Consider the following 23243-nt stretch of genomic DNA (forward strand, 5'->3'; position numbering starts at 1 on the left):
CGGATGGCCCCTCTCGGGGCCGTCCGTCCTTCATCAACTCAAACCTCCAGCGGACCAGAAAACCGCCTCCTCACCGCCGAATAGAAGCGGATCTACACCGCCGCCAACAGCGGGACACCTTCGCACCCCGGCGAGTTGAAAGATGCTCGCATGGAACCAGTCCGCTATGCATGCTGGGCAGAACCGAACAAAGGGGTGCGACACCTTGTCCAGATGCTCGGCGAAGAGCTCCTCGAGCGTGAATGCGCGCAGGGTGTCATAGCGTGCGCAAGGCCTTTGTCCATGGCCCCGCTCACACGCAATGCGCCCGAAAAGATGCCGCGGCGCGGCCTTCGCAACCTGCTGACCCGTGGGATCCAGGCTCGCCAGCGCCCTGCCGAGCGCTGCCCTGTTTAGGCCATTGAGAAAGCCGAACTTGTGCGCCGTCAGCCACGCGCTTTCGCCCTCGCGCCAGTACGACTGCGGCCACACCCAGACGGTGCTTCCTAGCAGATCTGCGTCGGGCATAGAAGTTCGATGGCCGTCGACCATCTCAGAGGCTTCCCACCGGGGCGGCATTGCGGATCATTCAGGCAGTCCTTGAGAACGAAGTGGATCGGATCGGTGATCCACTGCATGCGGTAGCCCCTGCCCGCCCCGTGCTCGCCCACGCCCGAGTACGCGCACAGTGCGTCCCAGTAGCGCTGCGTTTCATCCTTCAACTTCCAGCCGCGGTCGTATGACTCCTGGGCAAAGAAGCGCGTGAACGGCCATTGGGGACTGGGATACCACAGCTGCTCGTCGTACTGTTGCAGGATCGAAGCGAGCTCGTCCTTCGTGCGCACGCCGTCGAAATCCAAGACCTTGACGAAGATGCGCCCGCCGATGCACTCGGAGGCAGCAGAGGCCTTGATGAGATTCGCCCTGTTGCGCAGCTCCTCGTTGCCGAAGGAAAACACGCACATGCCAAACTCGTTGAGCTCCAGGCGGTTCCAGACAATGGCCATGCCCTCCCACTGATGCACGGCCAACCTCTGCGCCTCGTCCATCATGACGACGCAATGCGACGCGTCCCTGTCGCGGCAAAGGGTCATCAGATAGTTCGCGAACACATGGCAATTCTCCGTGCGCCGACGCACCGAGCTGTCCTTGTACAGCTGCTGCATGAACTCGGTGAACATGCGCTCGTAGCGATCCGTCGCCGATTGCGTTTCAGAACTCAAGCAGACAAAGACGATGTGCGGGAAGGCCTCGCGCAGCGCCGCAACGATCGCGCGCAGCGCCGTCGTCTTTCCTGCCCTCGACGCACCCGCGAATGCCAGACCGCTCTTGCCCAACTCCACCCAGCTGAGCAGAAGATTTTTCGACAGGTCGATCGTCGTGGTATTGAGCAAGTAGCCGAACCGCCTCACGGTCGGATGCCGAGCCTGCGTCGCCTGCCGATAGGCCAGATCCTCGATCATCTCTGGACCTTCCTCTGCGCGGCAAGCCGTGCCTGGGTCCAGGTCGTGCTGGCTTCTGGTACGCGGGCGCTCCCGCGGGCGTGCGCCCTCGGCTGGGTCAGCTCAGCAGTGCCATCACCCACGGTCGGGATGTACTTGTTGCTGCCGCGCATGACGTTGCCGGGGCGCTTGCGCGCATGAGCGGCCATCTGCTCCAGCTTGTGCGCCTTGAAGGCCTCCACGGGGTCGTCCAGCCCACCGTACTCGAGCGCGCGTTGCTTTCTCAGTCGGATGATCTCCTGGCGCGTCGCCCGGTCATGGAAGCTGCGTGCCCAATGGCCTGTCACCTGGACGGCACCCAGCGCCGAGCCGTCCGGGTACCTGAGCTTGATGAGCCGGTGGTCCTTCTGAAGCAGCGCGATCATCGGACTGCCGATCAGATGCCAGCCGCAGCGCAGCAGATCGCTGCTGTACCTCGCATGGTCCAATTCGATGTAGGGCGGCTCACCCTTCCTTTCGTTGCCGCGAACGACCACCTTGCAGATCCCGACCGGCAACGGCACCTCCGCCAGCACGGTCGGTGCGTACCCCGGAATGGCCGCACCCTGGCCGTCCCGCTTGGCCCAGTCCCTTGCAACCGCTTCGAGTGGGGACGCGCCATAGAGCTCCGTGCGCGGCCGCCCGTTCAGGTTGGCGATGATCACCTCGAGCAGTTCCCTGAGCTCGTCGATCGTGATCTCCCATTTCACGGCGTTCAATCCAGGGTTGCTGACGTGGCGGTCGTCGGGTCCACTTCCCGTGGTCGATGGCAGTTTCGAGATTTCTCGCTCGAGCTCCCCGAACACCTGCTCGACGGCAGCACGGGTGATCCAGCGTCTTACCTGGCCGAACTCGATCGTGGCGCCTACAAGGTCTCGCAGATAGACGAGGACGGCGTCGGCATAGTGCGTCAAGTCGTTGTCGATTCTGAGCAGACCGATACGCAAGCCATCGAGGAATCCAGGCACCACACCGTTGGGAAAGCCCGCCCCACATTTGTAGGTCAGCCTCGGCACAGCCTTGAAGGCTTGTGGTTTCCACGGCGTGAGCAACTGATTGAAGCTCTCGAGGAAGTCGGCCGAGGACACGCGCGATCGATGAGACAGGTGGTAGGCCAGAACACATTTGGGCCGCAGGGAGACAAGCACGCACAGGGATAACCTCTCCATCGGCACGACACGGCGTTCGCCCCCGAATTCGAAAGCCACCGTTGCGATCGCAGGCAGCAGTTGCTCGTCATAACAGGCAACATCGCAAGGCAGCTGCGGCTCAAGCCAACCTCGCCTTCCGCTCCTGCCGTCCAGTCCATCGTTCGCCGCATGGCCGAACAGTCTGGTCCGCGCGTTCTTGCTGTGCCGGGCGCGAATCTCGCTCAGCACGTAGGTGCGCACCGACTCGTACGCCATGGTGGTCGTGCAGAAGGGATACTGCGTGGCGGCGACCCCGTTCGCGCGCAACGCCTCCAGGAATTTGCGGTGGACCAGCACATGGCTCAGCGCGATCGATTCGGGCGACTCTCCCTCGTGTTGGCTGATCTCCTGGTCCAGGACCTTCTTGGCGCGAGGATAGGCCGCCAGGCATTGCCGAAAGCTGCCGGCGGCGCCGAAGCCGTCGACGATGGTCTGAGCGTTCGATTCCCTTTCGCGTTTGAATCTGTGGATACGCGTGCCGCGCACGAGCGCCCGAAAACCGTAGGGACGGCCGTCTTCGTGCTGGAGGAAGAAGCGAGCCTCGCAGTAGTCCAGCATCTGGCGGCTCACGCCATAGAGACGCGCAATCTCCTTGGGCTTTGTTCCCTGCCAGTACAACTCGAGGGCCGCACGCAGCCTGTCGTAGCGCGCTCTCAAGTCGGGCGAAAGCAGCGAGACGTCAGGAGCCGCTGCTCGAACCAGGTCGAGCTCCTCCAACCGGAGCTCACGCGTGGCGCTGCGTCTCATGGGCCGCTCCAAGGCACGACCGTTGTCGCCAGGCCGAAGGGCTTTCGGGTGATCTCGACTGTCAGCAGGCGTCGTTGATGCGCCCGCATGAGCGCGACAAAGACATGCGCCCTTTGCAGCTTGAAGGCGGCGTAGACCTCCGCCACGGTAGTGCCTTGTCGGACGCTGATCAAACCCGATATCTCCGTTTGCAGTGCTCCCACGTCCAAGCGGCGAAACTGTTGAAGGACGGGGTTGATGGCAAGCCAGTTCATGAGCAGGACCTGCTTTCGCATTGCATCTTCCTCGGTGTAGCAAGTCCACACGTATCCCAGCGCGCTTGCTTGGCTCTCCCGAAGGCGACGCTGCTGCGCTCTGCCCCCATGTGTGGCGTCGTGCTCGTAGCTCACGTCGACAAGGGTTCGAGATGCTGCCCGGCGCTGCTGGATCATGTCCGGTTTAGAGCCCTTGTAGCCCCCGGCCGAAAGCTCGCACCAGATGCTGTCTGGGTCGCAGCTGTACCAGGTGACGTCCTGGGAGGCTTCGGCGTCGAGCGTCGCTGCGAATTCGAGGGAGCTTCTCAGGACCCAATCTCGATCGACCTTGGGGCCATAGAAATACGTCAGGTTGCCGGGCCGCTTGCCACGCCGCCGGAATTCGGCGCGAACGGCCTGCGACGCCTTGAGCGGATTGCGCCCACGGGCGGTCTTGATGGTCGAAGCTTGCATAACATTCTTCGGCCTGGTTCGTGCTGGAGAAACCGGAAACGCGCCCTCCCCTGCGCTACATTGGGAGCGCATTCCGCCAGGAAAGCTTCTGAGGTATGAAGGGGCAGCTCGCCACAACGGGCTGCCTCTCTCAGTTTCTGCCTACGACACCATCGGCCTAACCTTCATGAAAAATGTTAGGAATAGGCGACCGACGGCACTTTTACAAGTGAAGTTGAGACGACTCAGCGCGCATGACTGACATTGAGCGATGTTCGTCAAACGAATTGCTTCGAGGCGATGATCGTCAAATGGATTGCTTGCCGCTACCGCAAAGGATTTGCTTGGAACGACTGCTCGTCGTGAGGCGCTTCCATTGATTTCTCGGGACGTGGCGGTTGCAAGACATAGAGGCAATGCAAAGGAATTGCTTGAGCAACCTTGAATATTTCTAGCGATTCCCCTAACCGCCACCCCCTCGTGAACGCCGCCGAATGGACGCCAGTCCTGGAGCCCGCGCGGCTCACGCAAACCGCCGAGGCCGCGGCGCGCGCGCTCCTGCGCGAAGGTGAATCCGCGAACACGCGTGCTTCATACGCCTCGGCCATGCGCTACTGGTGCGCCTGGTTCGCCGCGCGCTACGGCCAGGCGCTGCAGTTGCCCGTGCCCGTACCCGTCGTGATCCAATTCATCGTCGACCACGCGGCGCGCAAGGCCGAGCGCAGCGACACCACCGACCAAGATTCAGTGGCTGACAACGGGGACACTCCGGTCGATGCGAAGTCATCGGCAAAGACGACCGTGAAATCGACATCAGCAACGCATCTGAAAAGCGCCCTGGTGAATGAACTGCCGCCGGAGATCGATCATGCGCTGGTGGACAACGGGTACAAGGGGAAGCTGGGGGTGCCGGCGCTCAATACGCTGGTGCATCGCGTGGCGGTGCTTTCGAAAGCGCATCAGCTGGCCAAGGAAAGCAATCCGTGCGCCGACGCGCTCGTTCGCGAGTTGCTGGGCAGGACTCGGCGTGCCTACGCTCAGCGCGGCGCCCGCCCGCACAAGCAGCGCGCACTCACGAAGGATCCATTGCAGCTCGTGCTGGCCACCTGCGACGAGACGCTTCGCGGAAAGCGCGATCGCGCCCTGCTTCTGTTTGCCTGGGCGACCGGCGGGCGGCGGCGTTCCGAGGTGGCTGGGGCGACATTTGAGAATTTGCGGCGCGTCGACGCGAAATCGTATGTTTACACGCTCACGCACTCCAAGACGAATCAGTCCGGGCAGGACCGGCCCGAGGACATCAAGCCCCTGGTCGGCACCGGGGCGCTGGCCATGCAGGCGTGGCTCGCCGCCAGTGGCATCAAGGACGGCGCCCTCTTCCGTCGTATCCGCAAGGGAGGGCATCTGGGCGAGCCGCTGGCACCGGCGGCCGTGCGCGACATCGTGAAGGAGCGGTGTGCGCTGGCGGGGGTCGAAGGAGAGTTTTCTGCGCACTCGCTGCGGGCCGGCTTCGTGACGGAAGCGGGCAAGCAGGCGATGTCGCTACCGGAAACCATGGCCATGACCGGGCACCACAGCGTGGCCACCGTCATGGGGTACTTCCGCGCTGAAACCTCGCTCAATAGCAAGGCCAGTCGGATGCTTGACGACGAGTAATTGCACTCCTACTCGGATCGTGACTCCGAACGAGCTGTGCCGCGTTTATCATCGACCAGTTTGATTCACCTAATGAGCCCAGATCTTGCCCATGCTTTCTGACGACGACCTTCGCGAGGTTATGCAAAAGGCGCTTGCAGCGTTGAATATAAGCAGTCCTTATACCGACGTTCAGCACCGGTGGAAGGACGAAACGTGGTTGGCGCAACGAAGCGCCGCAATAGAGGCGCTTGAAACCGCGTTGGAATCCTTAAGCGAGGAACTTTAAGAGGGCTGGCAAACGCGGCTGGTCGGAATCCCTACGCCTTGAGATCTGCATCGTCGAGCACCACTTTTGACGCTAACAGTGTCGCTAAGTGGATTGCGGGCGCCGGCCCAGCCGGTGTCTCGCCTCGATGACTCGAGAAGCTCCAGGCAGCCGTAGAAGAAAGTAAATCTAGTACCTGCTGTGCGCGCCGTTTCTCGCCGGGGCGACGCTGGAGAACCTGCGGCGCGTGGATGCCAAGTCGTATGTCTACACGCTCACCCACTCCAAGACCAATCAGTCCGGACAGGACCGGCCCGAGGACATCAAGCCCCTGGTCGGCACCGCTGCGCTGGCGATGCAAGCGTGGCTTGCCGCCAGTGGCATCAGGGGAGGCGCCCTCTTCCGTCGCATCCGCAAGGGCGGCCATCTGGGCGAGCCGCTGGCACCCGCGGCCGTGCGCGACATCGTGAAGGAGCGCTGTGCGCTGGCCGGTGTTGAGGGGGAGTTTTCTGCACACTCGCTCCGAGCGGGGTTAGTGACGGAAGCGGGCAAGCAGGCGATGTCGCTGCCCGAGACCATGGCGATGACCGGGCACCACAGCGTGGCCACCGTGATGGGGTACTTCCGCGCTGAGAGCTCGCTCAACAGCAAGGCCAGTCGCATGCTTGAAGATGAGTGAACGGAGATCGGCCATCGTTGCTGGAGAGGCCCGAGGTTGGGCTTAGGCACTGCAGTCCGTGCCCCATCTTGCTTGGGTGCTTGCACGCGCGCAGTAATTTGATGTCCCGGTGACCTGTCACGACCGCGCGACTCGTTCCGCGCCCCACTTGTGGACAGCCCGCAATGCCTTCGCTCCCTGGAATAGCGATTTCACCATGGCAAGTTTGAAACGAACGCGGCCTTTCACTCACAAATCAGTCGCAAGTTCGTGCCCATTTTCAGGAAGTCAGGGCAGGCTTCAGTTATCCACTCGGACCAGTGCACGACTCTGTGGATAACTACCCTGGCCAACTCCTGCAAGCCGCGCCCTGCCTCGCTCCCGACAGGATGCCCAGCAAATGAGCCCAGGCTTGGTCCACGCCCCGTACAGCACTTTATTTCTCCCAAAGCTACGATGCCCCATGCGATATGAATTGACAGATCTGCGCTTGTTCATGGCAATCGCCCATGCGGGCAACCTGTCGCTCGGCGCAGCCCAGGTGCACATCACGCCATCGTCGGCAAGCTATCGACTCAAGAACTTCGAGCACGCGATGGGCACTGCCATGTTCACCCGCAATGCTCGTGGAATGGAGTTGACGCTGGCCGGCGAAGCCGCCCTGCGCCATGTGCGCGAACTCTTCGAAGGCGTGGAACGAATGCATGGCGATGTCGGACGCTTCACCGCGGGCTTGAAGGGCCACGTGCGCCTGGCCGCCAACAGCAGCGCGCTGAATGGTTACGTGACCCAAAGCTTGGGGCGTTTTCTCGTGCTGAATCCGGATGTAGACGCCGAAGTTGAGGAGCGCCAGAGTGAAACCATTCCTGCTGCAGTGCTGGCACGAGAGGCGGACATCGGAATCTTCGCTGGGCCAACCTCGGTAGAGGGCCTGCTCGAGCATCGGTACGCGCTCGATCGGCTGGTGATCGTAGCGCCGCCCGACCATCCGATTGCAGCGCTGAACGAAACCAAACTGGGACACGCGCTGGATTTCGACTTCGTTTGCATGAGCCGATCCAGCAGCAACTTCCTGTTCCTGCGCGACATGGCGCAAAAAATAGGGAGGCCGCTTCGCGCGCGACTTCACGCTCATAGTTTCGACGCAGTCCTGGCCCTTGTGGAGCTAGGCGTTGGGGTTGCGTTGGTGCCGCGCAGCGTGGTGCTCGCGACTGGCCTGTCGAAAGGGTTGTCAGCCGTGCCTCTGGCTGAGGATTGGAGCGTAAGAGAACTCAAGTTGGTTGTTCGGGAAGACGCTCGGCTGCCGGGCTTCACTCAAGCCTTCATTCAATTTCTTTTAGACGACCCCCTTGCCGCGTCGACACGCGACGAAGCCTGACGGCAATAGGGTAAACCCGCCACAAGGATTGAGAATCCGCGAATCAGTCGTTCGAATCATTCGGATGGCCTTAAAACGACCTCGTTTCTAGACTTCTGTCACTCCAGCTGATCATCAGCGGAGGACGTCCAGCCGCCTGCTGTTCGTCTCACCAACTGCCCCGAAAGGCTGAAGGAGACAGATGCCAAATTTCTCATTGCACCGTCGCGCATTGGCTGCGCTGTTCGCATTGCCCGCTCTTCTCACCACGGGCGCCGCATTCGCGCAGCCGGCGACCTGGCCGACAAAGCCGGTGACCGTCGTGGTCGGCTACCCCCCTGGCGGCATGACAGACATCGTCACCCGGCTGCTGGCGAAGGAGCTGACGTCGACATTCAACCAACCATTCGTCGTCGACAACAAGCCTGGCGCCGCAGGTCAAGTAGCCACTGAATACGTCGCCCATCGCCCGCCTGACGGATACACGCTACTGGTGACCGCAACGGGCTATGTGATTGCCCCGTTCACTCGACCCAAGGTGAACTACGACCCTCTGAAAGACCTGGTTCCGCTGGCCGCCCTGGTTCAGACGCCAAACATGATCGTGGTGAATCCTTCGGTCAAGGCCAATACGGTTCCCGAATTCCTGGCTTGGGCCCGCAAGGAGCCCAGCGTGCCGTACGCCACTTCCGGTGCGGGCGGGTCAACACACTTGGCCGGCGAACTTCTGCGCAAGGTCAGTGGTGCGCCATTTGTTCATGTGCCCTACCGCGGCGCAGCACCTGCTGTCTCTGACACGGTCAGCGGGCAGGTGCAGGTCGCCGTTCAGGATTCCGTCACTGTTGCGACGTTCCTCAACGCGGGGAAGCTCAAACCGATCGCGGTCACGAGCGCGCAGCGCAGTCCCTTGTTCCCGAACGTGCCGACCTTGAAGGAATCCGGGTTCACAGACTTTGACGTCTACACATGGCTTGGTCTGTTCGCGCCGGCTGGCACGCCTCCCGATGTCGTTCAGAAGATCAACGCTGCAACCACCAAGATCATGCATTCGCCCGAGATGCTCGAAAGCCTCAAGAAGCAATCGAGCGAGCCGATGACGCCAAGAGACCTTGCGCAAACACGCAAGTTCGTGGAGGGTGAACTCACGAAGTGGCGTGATCTGGTTCGCACGACTGGCGTCAAGGTCGAGGACTGATCTCATGCATGGCACAGCTAGCAAGCCCGGTGCGCCGGCGGCGCAAGCCGACACGCGCGGCGCCGACGAGCGTTATTTCAGCGCGCTCTCCGACAATCGCTTCGAGATTCCGCAGTGCGACAACTGCGGACGCCACCACTTCTTCCCGCGGGTAGTTTGTCCGCATTGCGGCTCAACAGCGTTGAGATGGGTCACCCCGAGCGGTCGCGGCACGGTTTACTCGACCACCGTGGTGCGGCGCCCAGACGGTGACTACACCGTCTGCCTCCTCGACCTCGCCGAGGGTCCGCGCCTGATGAGTCGGGTCGTAGAGATCGCACCCGATGCTGTGCACATCGGGATGCCGGTCCAGGCGCGCATCGACGCGCTGGAAAGCGGGCCTCTGCTGGTCTTTATCCCCTTGGGACATCTGGCATGAAGCGCGGCGACATCGCCATCCTCGGCACCGGTCTGGCGGGCCTCGGCCATGCGGGCGGGCGCACCGAGCAGGAAATCATCGCGCAAGCGGCCACCCAGGCGATCGCAGATAGCGGGCTGCGGATGTCGGACATCGACGGCATCATCACCTCGAGCCTGACCTCGCCTTGGTGGGTGATGCGGATGGCTGAGTACCTCGGCATCCGCCCGCGCTTCTCGGACAGCACCATGTTCGGCGGCTCCTCCTTCATCGCCGATCTCCGCATCGCCGCGATGGCGATTGCCGCGGGCGAATGCGAGAACGTTTTGATCTGCTACGGCAGCACGCCGCGCAGCATTCCGAGCAGCTCGCAGCAAAACCAGATGCGCGCTGCGCTTGACCCACAACCCTACGAACATCCGTACAAGCCATTCAACCCGGTTTCCAGCTATGCGCTGGCTGCAGCGCGGCACATGCACGAGTTCGGCACCACGCGACGCCAGCTGGCCGAGGTGGCCGTTGCGGCCCGTCAGTGGGCCCAACGCAATCCTGATGCGTTCGCCCGTGGCCCACTGAGCATCGATGACGTCCTGGGCGCCAAGATGATTTCGGATCCGCTGACGGTGCGCGACTGCTGCTTGGTGACCGATGGCGCGGGCGCCTTCGTCGTCACCTCGTCCGACCGTGCCAAGTCGCTGCACGCCAAACCCATCTATGTGCTGGGTTGTGGTCACGCGCACTGGCATCGCCAGATCTCGTGCATGGAAGACCTGACCGTGACGCCAGCGCTGGAATCGGGCCGCGTGGCGTATGCACAGGCAGGTCTAGCGCCCGAGGACATCGACGTGCTCGAGTGCTACGACGCTTTCACCATCAATCCGATCCTGTTTCTGGAGGATCTGGGTTTCTGCAAGAAGGGTGAAGGCGGCGCTTTTGTCGAAGGTGGCCGCGTCGCCCCGGGCGGCAGCTTTCCAATGAACACGAATGGCGGGGGCCTGTCGTGTACCCATCCGGGCATGTACAGCATCTTCCTGGTCATCGAGGCCGTGGCGCAGCTGCGTCGCGAAGCCGGCGACCGCCAGGTGCCCGATGCCGAGGTGGCCATGGTGCACGGCAATGGCGGCGTGCTGTCGAGCCAGGCCACGGCCATCCTCGCAAACGCACTCTAACGCTCGTCGTCACACAACTTTCATGACCAACAAATTCGTTTCAAGCGTTGAAGAGGCAGTGGCTGACATCTTCGACGGCGCCACGGTGCTCGTGAGCGGCTTCGGCCTCGCTGGGCAGCCGATCGAACTGCTGAATGCGCTTGCCACGCAGGGGGCACGCGATCTGACCGTGGTCTGCAACAACAGCGGCAGCGGCGACGAAGGGCTTGCCCGGCTGATCCGCCTCGGTCGGGTGCGCCGCCTCATCGCCTCCTTCCCGCGTGGCGCCGAGGCCATGGCTTTCGAAGAAGCCTATGCACGCAATGCGCTGGAGTTCGAATGCGTGCCGCAAGGGACTCTGGCCGAGCGCCTCCACGCGGCGGGCGCGGGGCTCGGTGGCTTCTTTACCCCGACAGGCTACGGCACGGCGTTGGCCGAGGGCAAGGAGACTCGCGTCATCGACGGGCGCGGCTATGTGTTCGAGGCGCCGTTGCACGGCGATTTCGCTCTCGTCAAAGCACAAGCAGCAGACCGTTGGGGCAACTTGGTGTACCGCAAGGCAGGTCGCAACTTCGGGCCACCGATGTGTACGGCCGCGCGCACAGCAATCGTCCAGGTCGCTCATGCGGTTCCGCTGGGCGAGCTCGATCCGGAACACATCGTGACGCCCTCGATCTTCGTGCAGCGCGTCGTGGTTCTTGAAGGTGCTTCCACCACAGCCAGGGAGGCCGCATGACGACTCGCCGAACACGTGAAGAGATGGCGCAGTGCGTGGCACGCGACATTCCCGATGGCTCGACTGTCAATCTCGGGATCGGCATGCCCGTGCTGGTGTTGCCGTACTGGCAGGCGGCTCAGGAGATCGTCGTGCACAGCGAAAACGGAATCCTGGGCATGCGCGCGCTGGCGGACGGCGAAGCTGCAGATCCGGACGTTCTGAATGCGGCCAAGCAACCGGTCGCTCTCGAACGGGGTGGAGCGTACTTTCACCACGCCGACTCTTTCGCAATGATGCGCGGCGGCCACCTCGATTACTGCGTACTCGGCGGCTACCAGGTATCGGCGAACGGTGACTTGGCCAACTGGTCGTTGGGCCAACCGGGCGTAGCAGCAGCCGTCGGCGGTGCCATGGATCTGGCCGTCGGCGCGAAGCAAGTGTATGTGCTGATGGAACACCAAACGCGCGAAAGAAATTCCCGGTTGCTGCGCGCGTGCACCTTGCCCCTGACCGGCCTGGGATGCGTGAAGCGCGTCTACACCGACCTCGCAACGCTGGACGTCGTTGGCGGCGCGTTCGTCGTTCGCGACATGGTGCCAGGCCTGACGGCAACCCAACTGCAAGCGGCGACCGATGCGCCGTTGCGCTTCCTGTGAAGAAAGCCAAGGACATGACTATCGACATCGAATCCTTCCGTGCGCAGACGCGCGAGTTCCTGCGCCAGTCCCTGCCCGAAGATCTGCGGCAATCGATCCTTCAGCATCGCCGCCTCGGCAAGAGTGACTACCTGCGCTGGCATCGGATCCTCGCCAGTGCCGGCAAAGTCGCGCCGACTTGGCCGAAGGAGCATGGAGGCCCCGGATGGAACGTGCTCGAGCGTCACGTCTTCGAGGAAGAGTGCGCCCTTGCCGGAGCGCCCGAGGTGCCGCCTTTCGGCGTCCGGATGATCGGCCCAGTGCTTATTCGTTATGGCACGCCGGAGCAATGCGCCAAGTACCTGCCGCGCATCCTGAAGGGCGAGGACTGGTGGTGCCAAGGCTACTCCGAGCCGGAGGCAGGCTCCGATCTTGCCTCGCTCAAGACAAAGGCGCAGATCGTTGACGATGGCTTCATCGTCAACGGACAGAAGACGTGGACGACGTACGCGCAATACGCCGACATGATGTTCTGCCTGGTCCGGACCGATCCTGCCGCCAAGGCCCAAAAAGGCATCTCGTTCCTTCTCATCGACATGCGCTCTCCTGGCGTCACCGTGAGGCCGATCCGCACGCTCGATGGCGACTGCGAGATCAACGAAGTCTTCCTGGACAACGTGAAGGTGCCGCGTGAAAACCTCGTCGGTGTCGTAAATGAAGGTTGGAACTGCGCCAAATACCTTCTTTCGCACGAGCGCACCGGTGCCGCGCGCGTGGGCAGGGCCAAGCGGGAAATGGCTTTCCTCAAGGGCGTTGCCGCGCAAAGGATGGTGAGCGGACAGCGTCTCATCGACGACCCCTCGATAGCCGCGGACATCGCGAAGCTGGATGTCGACTTGCTGGCCCTCGAGCAAACCAATCTGCGACTGCTGGCTCGTATGGCGGCGGGCGAAGGCCACGGTGCCGAAGCCTCGGTGCTCAAGTTGATGGGTACGACGGTGGCGCAGGCGATCGTCGAGAAGACTCTCGAATGCGCCGGCGTGCTCGCTCTTCCGTGTCGAGACGGTATCTATGCGCCGGTGCGCGGCAACGATGTGCCCGTCGCCGATGCCTGGGCCGCACCAGTGGCGGGCTTCCACCTCAACCTGCGCAAGATTTCCATCTACGGTGGCACCGACGAAGTTCAGAAAAACATCATCGCGAAGATGGCGCTAGGGCTCTAGCCGCAACGTATGACATCCAGATCAATTCATCGAAAGGGAGACTTCCAATGAACGGTGCCGAGACGCTCGTCCACACGCTCATCGACGGCAACGTCGATGTCTGCTTCACCAACCCCGGCACCTCGGAGATGCACTTCGTAGCGGCCCTCGATCGCATCGAAGGCATGCGCTGCGTGCTGGGGCTGCATGAGACCGTGGTCACCGGCGCAGCCGATGGCTACTACCGAATCGCCGGCAAGCCGGCAGCCACCTTGCTCCACCTCGGACCGGGCCTCGCCAACGGACTGGCGAATCTGCACAACGCACGCAAGGCGCGCTCCGGCGTCGTCAACATCGTGGGCGATCACGCGGTGGAACACCTCAAGCTCGATGCGCCACTGACTTCGGACATCGATGCAATCGCCGGGTCCATGTCTCACTGGGTTCGCAGTACCCCGAGCGTCAACGAGGTGGCAGCCGATGGCGAGGAAGCGATTCGCCAAGCCAATGCGCGACCCGGCCAAATCTCGACGCTTGTGCTACCTGCCAACGTCGCATGGACCGAAGTCCCCGAACGCAAGGGTTCGAGCAAGGACGCACCTGCGGCCAAAGCCGGCCATGCGCCCCATGACTTTGACCGGATCGTCAATGCGATGCGCAATGACCCGCAGCCGACGCTGCTGTTGCTCGGCGACCAGGCGCTGCGTGCAGCGTCGACCGAGTTGGCCGGACGCGTCGCCGCGGCTACCGGGGCCGAAGTACGCGCCGAGTTCTACTTCGCGCGCTTGGAGCGCGGTGCCGGGCGTTTGGTCATCCCACGCATCCCCTACGCGATCGATCCCGCCATGGCGCTGCTGCAGCGCTTCAAGCGCATCGTTCTGGTCAACGCAAAGGCGCCGGTCGCATTCTTCGCCTACCCGGACAAGCCCGGACGGTTGACGGCCCCGGAGTGCGAATTCCTCACGCTGTCCACCGTCGAGGACGATCCGTGCCTGGCGCTCGCAGAACTCTGCGAAGCGCTGGGAGCGGGCGGTGCCGCGCCGGCGGGAATCGCCCTCTCCGGCGCGCATGAACCCGCCAGTGGCGCGTTGACCTCGGAGACCATCGGCCGAACGATTGCCGCGACGCTGCCGGAGAACGCGATCGTCGTCGATGAGGCTGTGACCACCGGTTGGGGCTTTGATGGACTCACTGCCTCGGCTGCTCCGCATGACTGGCTGACCGGTTGCGGCGGCTCCATCGGATTTGCTTTGCCCACGGCAGTCGGCGCCGCCATCGCAGCGCCTGGCAGGCGCGTGCTGGCCCTGGAAGGCGATGGGAGCGGCATGTACTCGCTGCAGGCGCTCTGGACCATGGCACGGGAGAACCTCGACGTCACCGTGTTGATCTTCGTGAATCGCGCATACAGCATCCTCCGGCGCGAACTCGCAGCGGTCGGCGCGGGCGCCCCCGGCGCGCGGGCGACCGACATGCTGTCGCTGGATCGACCGGATCTTGATTGGTCCAGTCTTTCGAAGGGCATGGGCGTCACGGCGGTCCGCGTCAGTGATGCCGAGGCTCTGCACGTCGCGCTCGCGCGCTCCTACGCGACTTCGGGCCCGACCCTGATCGAGGCCATCCTTTGAACCGAGACACGGGTGCCGCAACCGGCACTGGAACAAAGACATGAACCACCAACAATCTGAACACGACGAAAACCAGCGCAGCCTAGCCAATGCGATCACCAGCTTTGGCCAGCGGCGCGACCCTGGCGCTGCCGACCCCTGGCCCGAACTCGTTGCGATGGGCCTTCCTGGCCTGCTCGTTCCCGAGGAGTTGGGTGGCCTCGGCCTCGACGGCGCCAGCATGCATGCGGTCATGGAAAGCCTAGGACGCAATCGCCTCACAACGCCCTTCGCCGTGTCAGCAGTGCTGTGCACGCGGCTGCTTCTCGCGCTCGCAGATACAGAACAGCAGGCCCGTTGGTTGCCACCACTCGCCGCGGGTGAACATTTGTTGGCGTTCGCCCACGGGGAGCCGCAAGGAGAGCACTTGCCTCGTCATCTGTCGACGCGCGCACGTCGAGACGGCGACGACTGGATCTTGAACGGTGGCAAAGCAGTGGTGCCGCATGGCGGCGAATCGACCGCTTGGCTGGTCTCCGCGCGTGCAGGGGCGAGCGACATGGCACTCTTCTGGGTGGATGCCGCCGCTACCGGCCTTCGCGTGGAGCGCTACCCCTGCCTGGATGGCAGCATCGGCGCTGATCTGTCGTTCGACGAGCTGCGCTTGCCGGCGAACGCGTGCATCGGCTCGCCGGGCGTGGACGTGGCGATGTCCATAGCCGCTGCGACCGATGCGGCGACCGCAGGGCTGTCTGCCGAATCCGCAGGTTTGCAGGCGACGCTGCTCGACATGACGGTGGACCACGTCAAGACGCGCCGACAGTTCGGCGTGGCCCTCGGGAGTCTCCAAGCCATCCAGCATCGCTTGGCCGAGATGCTCGTGGCGGTGGAGCAATCCAAGTCCCTTTCCTGGTTGGCCGCCCTCAGCCTCGACAACGACGCAGTGACCCGGATCCGCTCGGTCGCCGCGGCCAAGGTTCGATCCACCGAAAGCGGTCGCTTCATTGGCCTGCAGAGTATTCATCTGCACGGCGGCATGGGCATGACCGACGAACTGCCTGTTGGGCGATGCGTCAAGCGACTGCTCACGATCGCCCACAGTTGGGGCGACGCGCGCCACCATCTTGAGCGCCTTGTCGACCTCATGCGCGCCGCCCCGTCCACCACTGCTGAGGTGTCTGGCGTGCGTTCATCGCCACTCGAAGCCGTGGCCTGACTCTTCACCATCGATACCCATGTCCACTTCCACCATTCACTACAACGATCAGCAACGCATTGCCGTGCTGACCCTCGACAACCCGCCGGTCAACGGCATCGGCAACACTGTTCGCCAAGGTCTTTACGCAGGTATCGAGCGTGCGATGGGCGATCCCGGCATTGATGCCGTGCTGCTCATCGGGGCGGGACGGCAGTTTTGCGGCGGGGCCGACATCCGGCAGTTCAACACCGCGGCCGCCACTGAGAAGCCACTGACGCGCGACGTGCTAAGCCTCATCGCAAGATCCACAAAGCCAGTCGTCGCGGCCATCCACGGCGTGGCCCTGGGCGGCGGTCTCGAACTTGCGCTGGGCTGCCACTACCGCGTGGCCTCTGCCGATGCCAAACTGGGGTTGCCTGAAGTCAATCTCGGCCTGATTCCAGGCGGCGGCGGAACACAGCGGCTGCCGCGCCTGATCGGCGTGGACGCCGCATTGGACATCATTCTCTCGGGTACCGCGATCAAGGCGCCGCGTGCGCTGGAGTTAGGGCTGGTCAATGCGGTCATTGAAGGCGAACTGTTGGCCGGCGCCCAAGCATTCACCCGGCGCGTTGTCGCCGAGGGCAGCGCACTGCCCCTCGTGGCGCAGCGAGCGCTGGAACCCGCCGGCATCAACTTCGATGAGCGCCGGAACGCGGTGCCGACGCGGGCACGCAATGCCACCGCGCAGCGCGCGGCGGTCGATGCAGTGCAGGCCTCGACGCAGCTGACGCTCGAAGGAGGCCTCACGCGCGAGCGAGCGCTGTTCGATGAGCTCGTCGCCGGACCTGAATCGAAGGCCCTGCGCCATCTCTTCTTTGCCGAGCGCGAAGCCCCCAAGCTGTCGGAACTTCCCGCGAACACCGCGCCTCTCGCCGTGCGCAAGGTCGCTGTGCTCGGCGCCGGCACCATGGGCGGCGGCATCGCGATGGCTTTCGCGAACGCGGGCATCCCCGTCGTGCTTTTCGAACGCGAACAGGCCGCGATCGATCGAGGGCTCGACCTCGTGCGCCGCAACTACGGCGTCACCGTCGCCAAAGGAAAGTTGAGCGAAGCCGCGATGGCGGCTCGCATGGCGCTGATCGAGCCCGCGCTCGACTACGCCGCCCTTGCCGATGTCGACCTCGTGATCGAAGCCGTCTTCGAAGACATGGCGGTGAAGAAGGAGGTGTTCTCGCACCTTGATGCACACTGCAAACTGGGGGCGATTCTGGCCACCAACACCTCGCGCCTTTCGATCGACGAGATCGCGCTGTCCACCTCCCGCCCGCAGGATGTGATCGGACTGCACTTCTTCAGCCCTGCCAACGTCATGCGGCTGCTCGAGGTCGTGCGAGGCGAACGCACATCGCCTGCCGTGATCGCAGCCTGCATGAAGATGGCGCAGGACATCGGGAAGATCCCCGTACTGGTTCGGGTATGCGAGGGCTTCGTCGGCAATCGAATGCTCACGGGCTACTGGCGCGAGGCCGGCTTCATGCTGGAAGAAGGCGCATCGCCCCAACAGGTCGACCGGGCCATGACGGGTTTCGGCATGGCCATGGGCCCGCTCGCAATGGCCGACCTGGCCGGCATGGACATCAATTGGGCAACGCGCAAGCGTCTCGCGCCCAGCCGACCCGCGCATCTGCGCTATTCCAAGGTGGCCGATCGCATCTGCGAGGCCGGTCGCTATGGCCAGAAGACGTCGGCGGGGTACTACCGCTACGAGCCCGGCAGCCGCGCGCCGATCCCCGACCCGCTGGTGGACGCGATCATCGAGTCCTGCGCTGTAGAAGCGGGCATCGTGCGCCATCCGGTGCGAGACGAAGACGTGGCAGAACGCTGCGTCCTTGCCCTCGTGAACGAAGGCGTGCGAATCCTCGACGAAGGCGTGGCGCAACGTGCCAGCGACATCGACGTGGTCTACGTCCACGGCTACGGGTTTCCAGCGGCCCGTGGCGGCCCGATGTTCTGGGCCGAAACACTCGGACTCGCGCAGACACTCGAACGAATTCGGGTCTTGCAAGCCACGCACGGGTCGCATTGGACACCGGCGCCCGGCCTCGTCGAACGCGTGGCGCAAGGCCGCCAGCGCTTCGACGCGCGAGTGGAACCATGACCGGCGCTCGCACCGAACTGAAGGTGCCCGCGGGCTTCGGACCGTATCCGCCCGTGAGCGCTTTCATGGCGCTGCTGGGCCCGATGCACGCCAGGGAAGAAGCCGATGGCCAGTTGAGGCTCGGCCTTCACCTGCGAGCTGCCCACATGAATCACCAGGAAGCCGCACACGGTGGCTTCGTGGCCACGCTCGCGGACAACGCACTGGGGGTCAATGTGGCACGACACCTGGGAAAGCGCGTGGCCACCGCCAACCTGTCTGTCGACTATCTCGCACGTGTGAGCGTGGGCGATTGGCTGGAAGTCGTCTCCCGCATCGACAAGGTCGGCGGTCGCCTGGTATTCGCCGAATGCAGCGGCCAAGTAGCCGACCGCGCCGTCTTCAAAGCCCGCGGCATTTTTGCGGTTCTGCCCGAGCTGCCCGACGCACGAAAAGGAGATTCCGAATGCTGAACCAGTCGTTGCGGGGCATCAAGGTGCTCGACCTGTCGAGAATTCTCGCCGGCCCTTGGTGCACACAAAACTTGGCCGATCTCGGCGCCGACGTCACCAAGATCGAGCATCCACGCGGCGGTGACGACACGCGGGGATGGGGACCGCCCTACGTGGAGTCTGATGACGGCGAGCGCTTGTCGGCCTATTTCATCTGCTGCAACCGGGGAAAGACCTCGGTCGCGATCGACTTTGCCCAGCCCGAAGGTCGCGAGACCCTCAAGGCCCTCATTCGCGACGCCGACGTCCTCGTGGAGAACTACAAGGCCGGATCACTGGCACGCCAAGGCCTGGACTATGCCAGCGTGCGAGAGCTGAATCCCCGCCTCATCTATGTGTCAATCACCGGCTTCGGCCAAAGCGGTCCAATGGCCACGAAGCCTGGATACGACTACGTGTTTCAGGGCATGGGCGGCCTCATGAGCTACACCGGCCAGCCTGATGGCATGCCAGGCGCGGGGCCCTTGCGCACCGGCGTCGCCGTGGTCGACCTGAGCACCGGGATGTATGCGACCTCCGCGGTGCTCGCGGCGCTGTTCCAGCGTGAACGCACGGGACAAGGCCAGTACATCGACATCGCTCTGCTCGACGTCGCCGTGGCTCTCAATGCCAACCAGGCCGCCAACTACCTCGCATCAGGTCGCAACCCGCAACGCAGCGGCAATGCCCATCCCAACTGCGCGCCGTACGAGGTGTTTGCATGTGCGGACGGCCACCTGATTCTGGCGATCGGAAACGACTCGCAGTTCCGCCGCTTCTGCGAGGTGGCGGAGCAACCGCTGCTGGCTGACGACGCGCGCTTTGTCACGAACTCGGGGCGAATCGAAAATTTGCCGGCGCTACGTGCGCTGCTCACCGACCTGATGGCGAAGCGCAGCCGTGCGAACTGGACAGCAACCTTCGATGCGGTCGGCGTGCCTTGGGGCCCGATCAATACCATGGAAGAGGTGTTCGCTGATGCCCAGGTGCAGCATCGTCGCATCGTGCAAACGCTGGACCATCCCGAGTTCGGCGCCTTGCGAACCGTGCGCAATCCGATGCTCTGGAATTGCGTGGATGAACTCGACGCCGTCGGCGCACCGCCGTCATTGCCTGCGTCGAAGACATCGCCCAACCCGACCGTCGAATATGCCGCCTCCAACCTTCAGGACTGAATCATGAAACTCGACTTGCCGCACGCTCGTGTCGAACTCGACACGCTCGGCATCGCCACGCTCACCATTTGCAACGCGGGCTCGCTCAATATCCTCGGCACTCCCGTGATCGATGACTTGCGAAAGGCTTTCGAGGCGGTCGCCACTGACGAGACCGTCCGGGTGGTGATCTTGCGCGGCACTGGCGACAAGGCCTTCGTCGCCGGCGCCGACATCAAGGAAATGGGCGCGCTCGACCGTGCCTCCGCGCGCCGCTTTATCGATGGCCTGCGTCGCCTTTGTGAGGCCGTCCGGCAATGCCCGGCGCCAGTCATCGCACGCATTCCTGGATGGACGCTCGGCGGAGGTCTCGAACTTGCCATTGCGTGTGACCTTCGAATCGCCGCCGACTCTGCAATGCTCGGCATGCCTGAAGTGGTGGTCGGCATTCCCTCGATCATCCATGCGGCCCTGCTTCCGCGCCTGATCGGGGAAGCGCGCGCCGGCTGGATGCTCCTGACCGGCGAGAACATCGACTGCGCGAAGGCCCAGGAGTGGGGTTTGGTAGATGCCATGGTGCCTATGAGGGTACTCGACACCGAAGTGACGCGCATGGCCGGCCGCCTCGCAAGCCATGGGCCTCAGGTGATGCGGCAACAGAAGCGCCTCTTGCGTCAATGGCAGCAACAGCCGCTAGACGTCGCGATCCTTGAAGGCGTGGACGAGTTCGCCAAGGCGTTCGATACCGGAGAACCGCAGCGCTTCATGGCGGAATTCGCGCAGCGCAAGGCACAAGGAGTACACAAATGAAGATCCCATCCCTCAAGGAAGTCGTCAGCGCGGAAGAATGGGCCGTTCGCGTGGACCTGGCCGCGTGCTACCGCCTAGTGGCGATGCATGGCTGGAGCGACATGATCGCCACACACATCAGCGCCCGCGTTCCACAGGCGGCAACCGCCAAGCACGCGCATCAATTCCTCATCAATCCGTACGGCCTGATGTTCGACGAAATCACGGCGTCGTCGCTCGTCAAGATCGATGTCGACGGCCATAAATTGAGTGAGTCGCCCTTCGACGTGAACAGGGCCGGCTTCGTCATTCACTCGGCCGTGCACATGGGCAGGGAGGATGTCGCCTGTGTCCTTCACACCCACACGCGCTCGGGCGTCGCCGTAAGTGCGCAACGGTGCGGCCTGTTGCCAATCTCGCAGCAGGCCACCCTCGTGCTGGGGTCGCTCGGCTACCACGACTACGAGGGCCTCGCAGTGCACGAGGACGAGCAGGTGCGCCTGCAACGCGACTTGGGGCCTCACGATCACCTCATGCTGCGCAATCACGGCCTTCTGACGGTCGGCGGCACCGTGGCCGATGCCTTCAAACGCATGTACACGCTGGAGTCGGCATGTCAGATACAGGTCACCGCACAAGCCGGCGGTGAGCTCATCATGGTCGCGCCGCAGGTACTGGCCGGCGTCGATGATGCATTGGCGAGGATGCAAGGGCAGACCAGCCTGGGTCGCCTGGCCTGGCCGGCCTTGCTGAGAAAACTCGACCGAGTGAATCCAGGCTACGACACGTGAACCAGGACATATCGATGAACAGAAGACATTTGGTGCTCGCCGGGTTGGCGAGTGCGACTTTGAACGCGCTCGCCTCTCCGCAGACCTATCCCTCCAAGCCAGTGAAGCTGATCGTCCCCTATGCGCCAGGCGGGACGACGGATTTGCTGGCCCGCATCGTGGCGACGAAGCTCTCCACGATCATCGGGCAACCCGTCGTGGTCGATAACCGACCCGGTGCCGGAGGCTCGGTGGGCTCCGCTGCGGCGGCCAAGCAACCGGCAGACGGTTACACGCTCGTGATGGTGGTGGAGAGCTCGCACGCCGTAAACCCTAACGTCTATGCGAAGAGCCCGTATGACCCTGTCCAGGATTTCGCTGCCATCGGCAACATCGCGGACGTGCCAAACGTCCTCGTCACAAGTCCCTCCCTTGGTGCCGAGTCAGTGCAAAGCTTGGTCAGGATGCTCAAGGAGCACCCAGGCAAATACTCGTTCGGCTCCTCCGGCAACGGCGGATTGAGTCACATCAATGGAGAACTCTTCAAGCATGTCACCAGCACGGACATGCTTCACGTTCCCTATAAGGGGCTTGGACCAGCCCTGTCGGATCTGCTCGCCGGACAGATCAACGTCGTCTTCGACAACATCCCGTCGTCCATGGAACTGATTCAGGCGAAGCGCATCAAGCCGCTGGCCGTTGCGGCCAAGAGCAGATTGAAGACGTTGCCGCAAGTTCCGACTTATGCCGAAGCCGGGCTACCGGCGATGAACAATCCATCCTGGTTCGGACTGGGCGGCCCTGCAGGCATACCGCCTGAGATTCTGGACCAGCTCAATCGCGCTCTGAATCAGGCTTTGAGTGATCCCGCCGTGGTCTCCGCGATCGAAAAACAAGGAGCGGTTCCCAGCCCGACGCCCCGCAAGCAATTTGCTTCATTTGTGGCAGCGGAGAACGTACGTTGGGCCAAGATCGTCGCGGACCTTCGCTTCGAAAAGATGTGAAGGCCGCAGGCCGAGAGGCATTCGCGTCCGACCGCAATGCCGGCTGGTGCCGGCACTGTGGCTGCCCTACTTCATGGCCTTCTGGTGGTTTACCTGATCACTGGCTGGCTGCCCACAATGATCAAGGAATGCGCGCGCCTGCCGATCTCTGCGACGGCAAGCACTACAGACATGTTCCTGACTGGCAGCACCGTCGGCGTGATCGCGACCGGCTGGCTCACGGCCGCTTGCTGCCGACGTGGATGGTTCGCCAAGTCTGCGCAACGCTTCCCTGAGGGAACTGGCTTGCGCCTCGTCATATAGGCAAATCTCGTCAAGCACTTGGCAACCCAAGGCTGCTTCGAACACGCGTCGGCTTCCGCCGGCCGCGTAGCGAGCGCCTTCTGCGCCTCCTAGATTCGAGCGGAAGATTCCAGCCGCGCTCACAGGAAGGAAGTCTTGGTAGGTTGACGGTTTCGCGCTAAGCCAGCCACCCTCCAACAGGCTCTCAACCGAGGCTCCGTGCGGTGGAGGCCCGAGTCGTTCCGCGACAGGGCCAACGGCGTAATGAAAATACGCCAAGCCTCGCTTGCGCAGGTCTGCCCAGTCATCGGGAAATTGGGCGAAAGGGTTCGTTTCGACGCCGTTGTTCGACTGCACGCAGGCGGCACCTGCCTCAGCAAGCAGCTGGTCATAGAGGTCTCGCCCTTTGCGAGTCAATGCGCATCCGCTGGTTGGCGACAATTAGCTTGGCCGGTCGACGACAACTATCTTGGCCGGTTTTGTACCGGTGCCGGGCCGGTCCGGGAGGCGGGTTTAACGTGAGCCGATCGTCATTCATC

Annotated in this window: 21 protein-coding genes and 1 pseudogene; 17 read left to right on the top strand and 5 right to left on the bottom strand. The window is 63.2% G+C overall.

Annotation, left to right across the window (positions count from 1 at the left end; translation table 11 throughout):
• Positions 1–33: 33 nt before the first annotated feature.
• The 4 genes from WKW82_RS37720 to WKW82_RS37735 are packed head-to-tail and all read right to left on the bottom strand — an operon-like array spanning position 34 to position 4104.
• Positions 34–507 carry a hypothetical protein gene (locus WKW82_RS37720; protein WP_340348359.1) on the bottom strand — a complete coding sequence of 158 codons (474 nt, stop codon included), beginning with the start codon at positions 505–507 and terminating at the stop codon, positions 34–36.
• Entirely contained in the window at positions 486–1442 is a 957-nt protein-coding gene (locus tag WKW82_RS37725) for an ATP-binding protein (protein WP_340348360.1), read from the bottom strand. Before WKW82_RS37725 ends, WKW82_RS37720 begins: the two co-directional genes overlap by 22 nt.
• On the bottom strand, positions 1439–3397 hold the full coding sequence (locus WKW82_RS37730) for a hypothetical protein (protein WP_340348361.1): 1959 nt from the start codon (positions 3395–3397) through the stop codon (positions 1439–1441). The genes WKW82_RS37725 and WKW82_RS37730 overlap by 4 nt, the downstream gene beginning before the upstream one ends.
• Positions 3394–4104: a hypothetical protein gene (locus WKW82_RS37735; protein ID WP_340348362.1), complete on the bottom strand. Its 711-nt coding sequence runs from the start codon at positions 4102–4104 to the stop codon at positions 3394–3396. Before WKW82_RS37735 ends, WKW82_RS37730 begins: the two co-directional genes overlap by 4 nt.
• A 459-nt stretch (positions 4105–4563) precedes the next feature.
• Between WKW82_RS37735 and WKW82_RS37740 the strand changes: the two genes are divergently transcribed.
• The 17 genes and pseudogenes from WKW82_RS37740 (at position 4564) to WKW82_RS37820 (ending at position 22422) form a co-directional block, all read left to right on the top strand.
• On the top strand, positions 4564–5736 hold the full coding sequence (locus tag WKW82_RS37740; RefSeq protein ID WP_340348363.1) for a site-specific integrase: 1173 nt from the start codon (positions 4564–4566) through the stop codon (positions 5734–5736).
• Positions 5737–6197: 461 nt separating this feature from the next.
• Positions 6198–6662 (top strand): annotated as a pseudogene (locus WKW82_RS37745) (tyrosine-type recombinase/integrase); the annotation flags it as partial.
• 442 nt (positions 6663–7104) lie between these two features.
• Entirely contained in the window at positions 7105–8019 is a 915-nt protein-coding gene (locus tag WKW82_RS37750; RefSeq protein ID WP_340348364.1) for a LysR substrate-binding domain-containing protein, read from the top strand.
• A gap of 181 nt (positions 8020–8200) precedes the next feature.
• Positions 8201–9193 carry a Bug family tripartite tricarboxylate transporter substrate binding protein gene (locus tag WKW82_RS37755; protein ID WP_340348365.1) on the top strand — a complete coding sequence of 331 codons (993 nt, stop codon included), beginning with the start codon at positions 8201–8203 and terminating at the stop codon, positions 9191–9193.
• A gap of 4 nt (positions 9194–9197) precedes the next feature.
• A complete protein-coding gene (locus WKW82_RS37760) occupies positions 9198–9611 on the top strand; it encodes a Zn-ribbon domain-containing OB-fold protein (protein WP_340348366.1) in 414 nt (137 codons plus the stop codon).
• Positions 9608–10759 carry a thiolase gene (locus WKW82_RS37765; protein WP_340348367.1) on the top strand — a complete coding sequence of 384 codons (1152 nt, stop codon included), beginning with the start codon at positions 9608–9610 and terminating at the stop codon, positions 10757–10759. Before WKW82_RS37760 ends, WKW82_RS37765 begins: the two co-directional genes overlap by 4 nt.
• A gap of 22 nt (positions 10760–10781) precedes the next feature.
• A complete protein-coding gene (locus tag WKW82_RS37770; RefSeq protein ID WP_340348368.1) occupies positions 10782–11474 on the top strand; it encodes a 3-oxoacid CoA-transferase subunit A in 693 nt (230 codons plus the stop codon).
• Positions 11471–12112, top strand: coding sequence for a 3-oxoacid CoA-transferase subunit B (locus WKW82_RS37775; RefSeq protein ID WP_340348369.1), 642 nt, complete (start codon positions 11471–11473; stop codon positions 12110–12112). The genes WKW82_RS37770 and WKW82_RS37775 overlap by 4 nt, the downstream gene beginning before the upstream one ends.
• Before the next feature lie 14 nt (positions 12113–12126).
• Positions 12127–13314 (top strand): acyl-CoA dehydrogenase family protein, encoded by a 1188-nt coding sequence (locus tag WKW82_RS37780; RefSeq protein WP_340348370.1) that lies wholly within the window; start codon positions 12127–12129, stop codon positions 13312–13314.
• A 47-nt stretch (positions 13315–13361) separates the two neighbouring features.
• A complete protein-coding gene (locus tag WKW82_RS37785; protein ID WP_340348371.1) occupies positions 13362–14918 on the top strand; it encodes an acetolactate synthase large subunit in 1557 nt (518 codons plus the stop codon).
• A gap of 40 nt (positions 14919–14958) precedes the next feature.
• Entirely contained in the window at positions 14959–16113 is a 1155-nt protein-coding gene (locus WKW82_RS37790; protein WP_340348372.1) for an acyl-CoA dehydrogenase family protein, read from the top strand.
• Positions 16114–16132: 19 nt separating this feature from the next.
• Positions 16133–18235 carry a 3-hydroxyacyl-CoA dehydrogenase NAD-binding domain-containing protein gene (locus WKW82_RS37795; RefSeq protein ID WP_340348373.1) on the top strand — a complete coding sequence of 701 codons (2103 nt, stop codon included), beginning with the start codon at positions 16133–16135 and terminating at the stop codon, positions 18233–18235.
• A 65-nt stretch (positions 18236–18300) separates the two neighbouring features.
• Positions 18301–18687, top strand: a complete 387-nt coding sequence (locus WKW82_RS37800) for a PaaI family thioesterase (protein WP_340348374.1) — start codon at positions 18301–18303, stop codon at positions 18685–18687.
• Positions 18681–19880: a CaiB/BaiF CoA transferase family protein gene (locus WKW82_RS37805; RefSeq protein ID WP_340348375.1), complete on the top strand. Its 1200-nt coding sequence runs from the start codon at positions 18681–18683 to the stop codon at positions 19878–19880. Before WKW82_RS37800 ends, WKW82_RS37805 begins: the two co-directional genes overlap by 7 nt.
• 3 nt (positions 19881–19883) lie before the next feature.
• The gene (locus tag WKW82_RS37810) at positions 19884–20669 is read left to right on the top strand and encodes an enoyl-CoA hydratase (protein WP_340348376.1); all 786 of its coding nucleotides are present in this window, start codon (positions 19884–19886) and stop codon (positions 20667–20669) included.
• Positions 20666–21439: a class II aldolase/adducin family protein gene (locus WKW82_RS37815; RefSeq protein WP_340348377.1), complete on the top strand. Its 774-nt coding sequence runs from the start codon at positions 20666–20668 to the stop codon at positions 21437–21439. The genes WKW82_RS37810 and WKW82_RS37815 overlap by 4 nt, the downstream gene beginning before the upstream one ends.
• Before the next feature lie 14 nt (positions 21440–21453).
• Positions 21454–22422, top strand: coding sequence for a Bug family tripartite tricarboxylate transporter substrate binding protein (locus WKW82_RS37820; protein WP_340348378.1), 969 nt, complete (start codon positions 21454–21456; stop codon positions 22420–22422).
• Positions 22423–22488: 66 nt separating this feature from the next.
• On the opposite strand, the gene WKW82_RS40725 is transcribed toward WKW82_RS37820, so the two are convergent.
• The gene (locus tag WKW82_RS40725; protein WP_422823690.1) at positions 22489–23145 is read right to left on the bottom strand and encodes a 2-oxoadipate dioxygenase/decarboxylase family protein; all 657 of its coding nucleotides are present in this window, start codon (positions 23143–23145) and stop codon (positions 22489–22491) included.
• Positions 23146–23243: the final 98 nt, after the last annotated feature.

Source organism: Variovorax rhizosphaerae (genome assembly GCF_037889975.1).
In the GTDB taxonomy this organism is placed as follows: Bacteria; Pseudomonadota; Gammaproteobacteria; order Burkholderiales; family Burkholderiaceae_C; genus Variovorax; species Variovorax rhizosphaerae.

Bases quoted from the DNA above. Each gene is read 5' to 3' on its own strand.
- WKW82_RS37775 (WP_340348369.1), top strand. From the start codon at position 11,471: ATGACGACTCGCCGAACACGTGAAGAGATGGCGCAGTGCGTGGCACGC.
- WKW82_RS37755 (WP_340348365.1), top strand. From the start codon at position 8,201: ATGCCAAATTTCTCATTGCACCGTCGCGCATTGGCTGCGCTGTTCGCA.
- WKW82_RS37725 (WP_340348360.1), bottom strand. From the start codon at position 1,442: ATGATCGAGGATCTGGCCTATCGGCAGGCGACGCAGGCTCGGCATCCG.
- WKW82_RS37800 (WP_340348374.1), top strand. From the start codon at position 18,301: ATGGCGCTGCTGGGCCCGATGCACGCCAGGGAAGAAGCCGATGGCCAG.
- WKW82_RS37820 (WP_340348378.1), top strand. From the start codon at position 21,454: ATGAACAGAAGACATTTGGTGCTCGCCGGGTTGGCGAGTGCGACTTTG.
- WKW82_RS37795 (WP_340348373.1), top strand. From the start codon at position 16,133: ATGTCCACTTCCACCATTCACTACAACGATCAGCAACGCATTGCCGTG.
- WKW82_RS37765 (WP_340348367.1), top strand. From the start codon at position 9,608: ATGAAGCGCGGCGACATCGCCATCCTCGGCACCGGTCTGGCGGGCCTC.
- WKW82_RS37735 (WP_340348362.1), bottom strand. From the start codon at position 4,104: ATGCAAGCTTCGACCATCAAGACCGCCCGTGGGCGCAATCCGCTCAAG.
- WKW82_RS37810 (WP_340348376.1), top strand. From the start codon at position 19,884: ATGAAACTCGACTTGCCGCACGCTCGTGTCGAACTCGACACGCTCGGC.
- WKW82_RS37780 (WP_340348370.1), top strand. From the start codon at position 12,127: ATGACTATCGACATCGAATCCTTCCGTGCGCAGACGCGCGAGTTCCTG.
- WKW82_RS37815 (WP_340348377.1), top strand. From the start codon at position 20,666: ATGAAGATCCCATCCCTCAAGGAAGTCGTCAGCGCGGAAGAATGGGCC.
- WKW82_RS37720 (WP_340348359.1), bottom strand. From the start codon at position 507: ATGCCCGACGCAGATCTGCTAGGAAGCACCGTCTGGGTGTGGCCGCAG.
- WKW82_RS37750 (WP_340348364.1), top strand. From the start codon at position 7,105: ATGCGATATGAATTGACAGATCTGCGCTTGTTCATGGCAATCGCCCAT.
- WKW82_RS37805 (WP_340348375.1), top strand. From the start codon at position 18,681: ATGCTGAACCAGTCGTTGCGGGGCATCAAGGTGCTCGACCTGTCGAGA.
- WKW82_RS37730 (WP_340348361.1), bottom strand. From the start codon at position 3,397: ATGAGACGCAGCGCCACGCGTGAGCTCCGGTTGGAGGAGCTCGACCTG.
- WKW82_RS37785 (WP_340348371.1), top strand. From the start codon at position 13,362: ATGAACGGTGCCGAGACGCTCGTCCACACGCTCATCGACGGCAACGTC.
- WKW82_RS37790 (WP_340348372.1), top strand. From the start codon at position 14,959: ATGAACCACCAACAATCTGAACACGACGAAAACCAGCGCAGCCTAGCC.
- WKW82_RS37770 (WP_340348368.1), top strand. From the start codon at position 10,782: ATGACCAACAAATTCGTTTCAAGCGTTGAAGAGGCAGTGGCTGACATC.
- WKW82_RS37760 (WP_340348366.1), top strand. From the start codon at position 9,198: ATGCATGGCACAGCTAGCAAGCCCGGTGCGCCGGCGGCGCAAGCCGAC.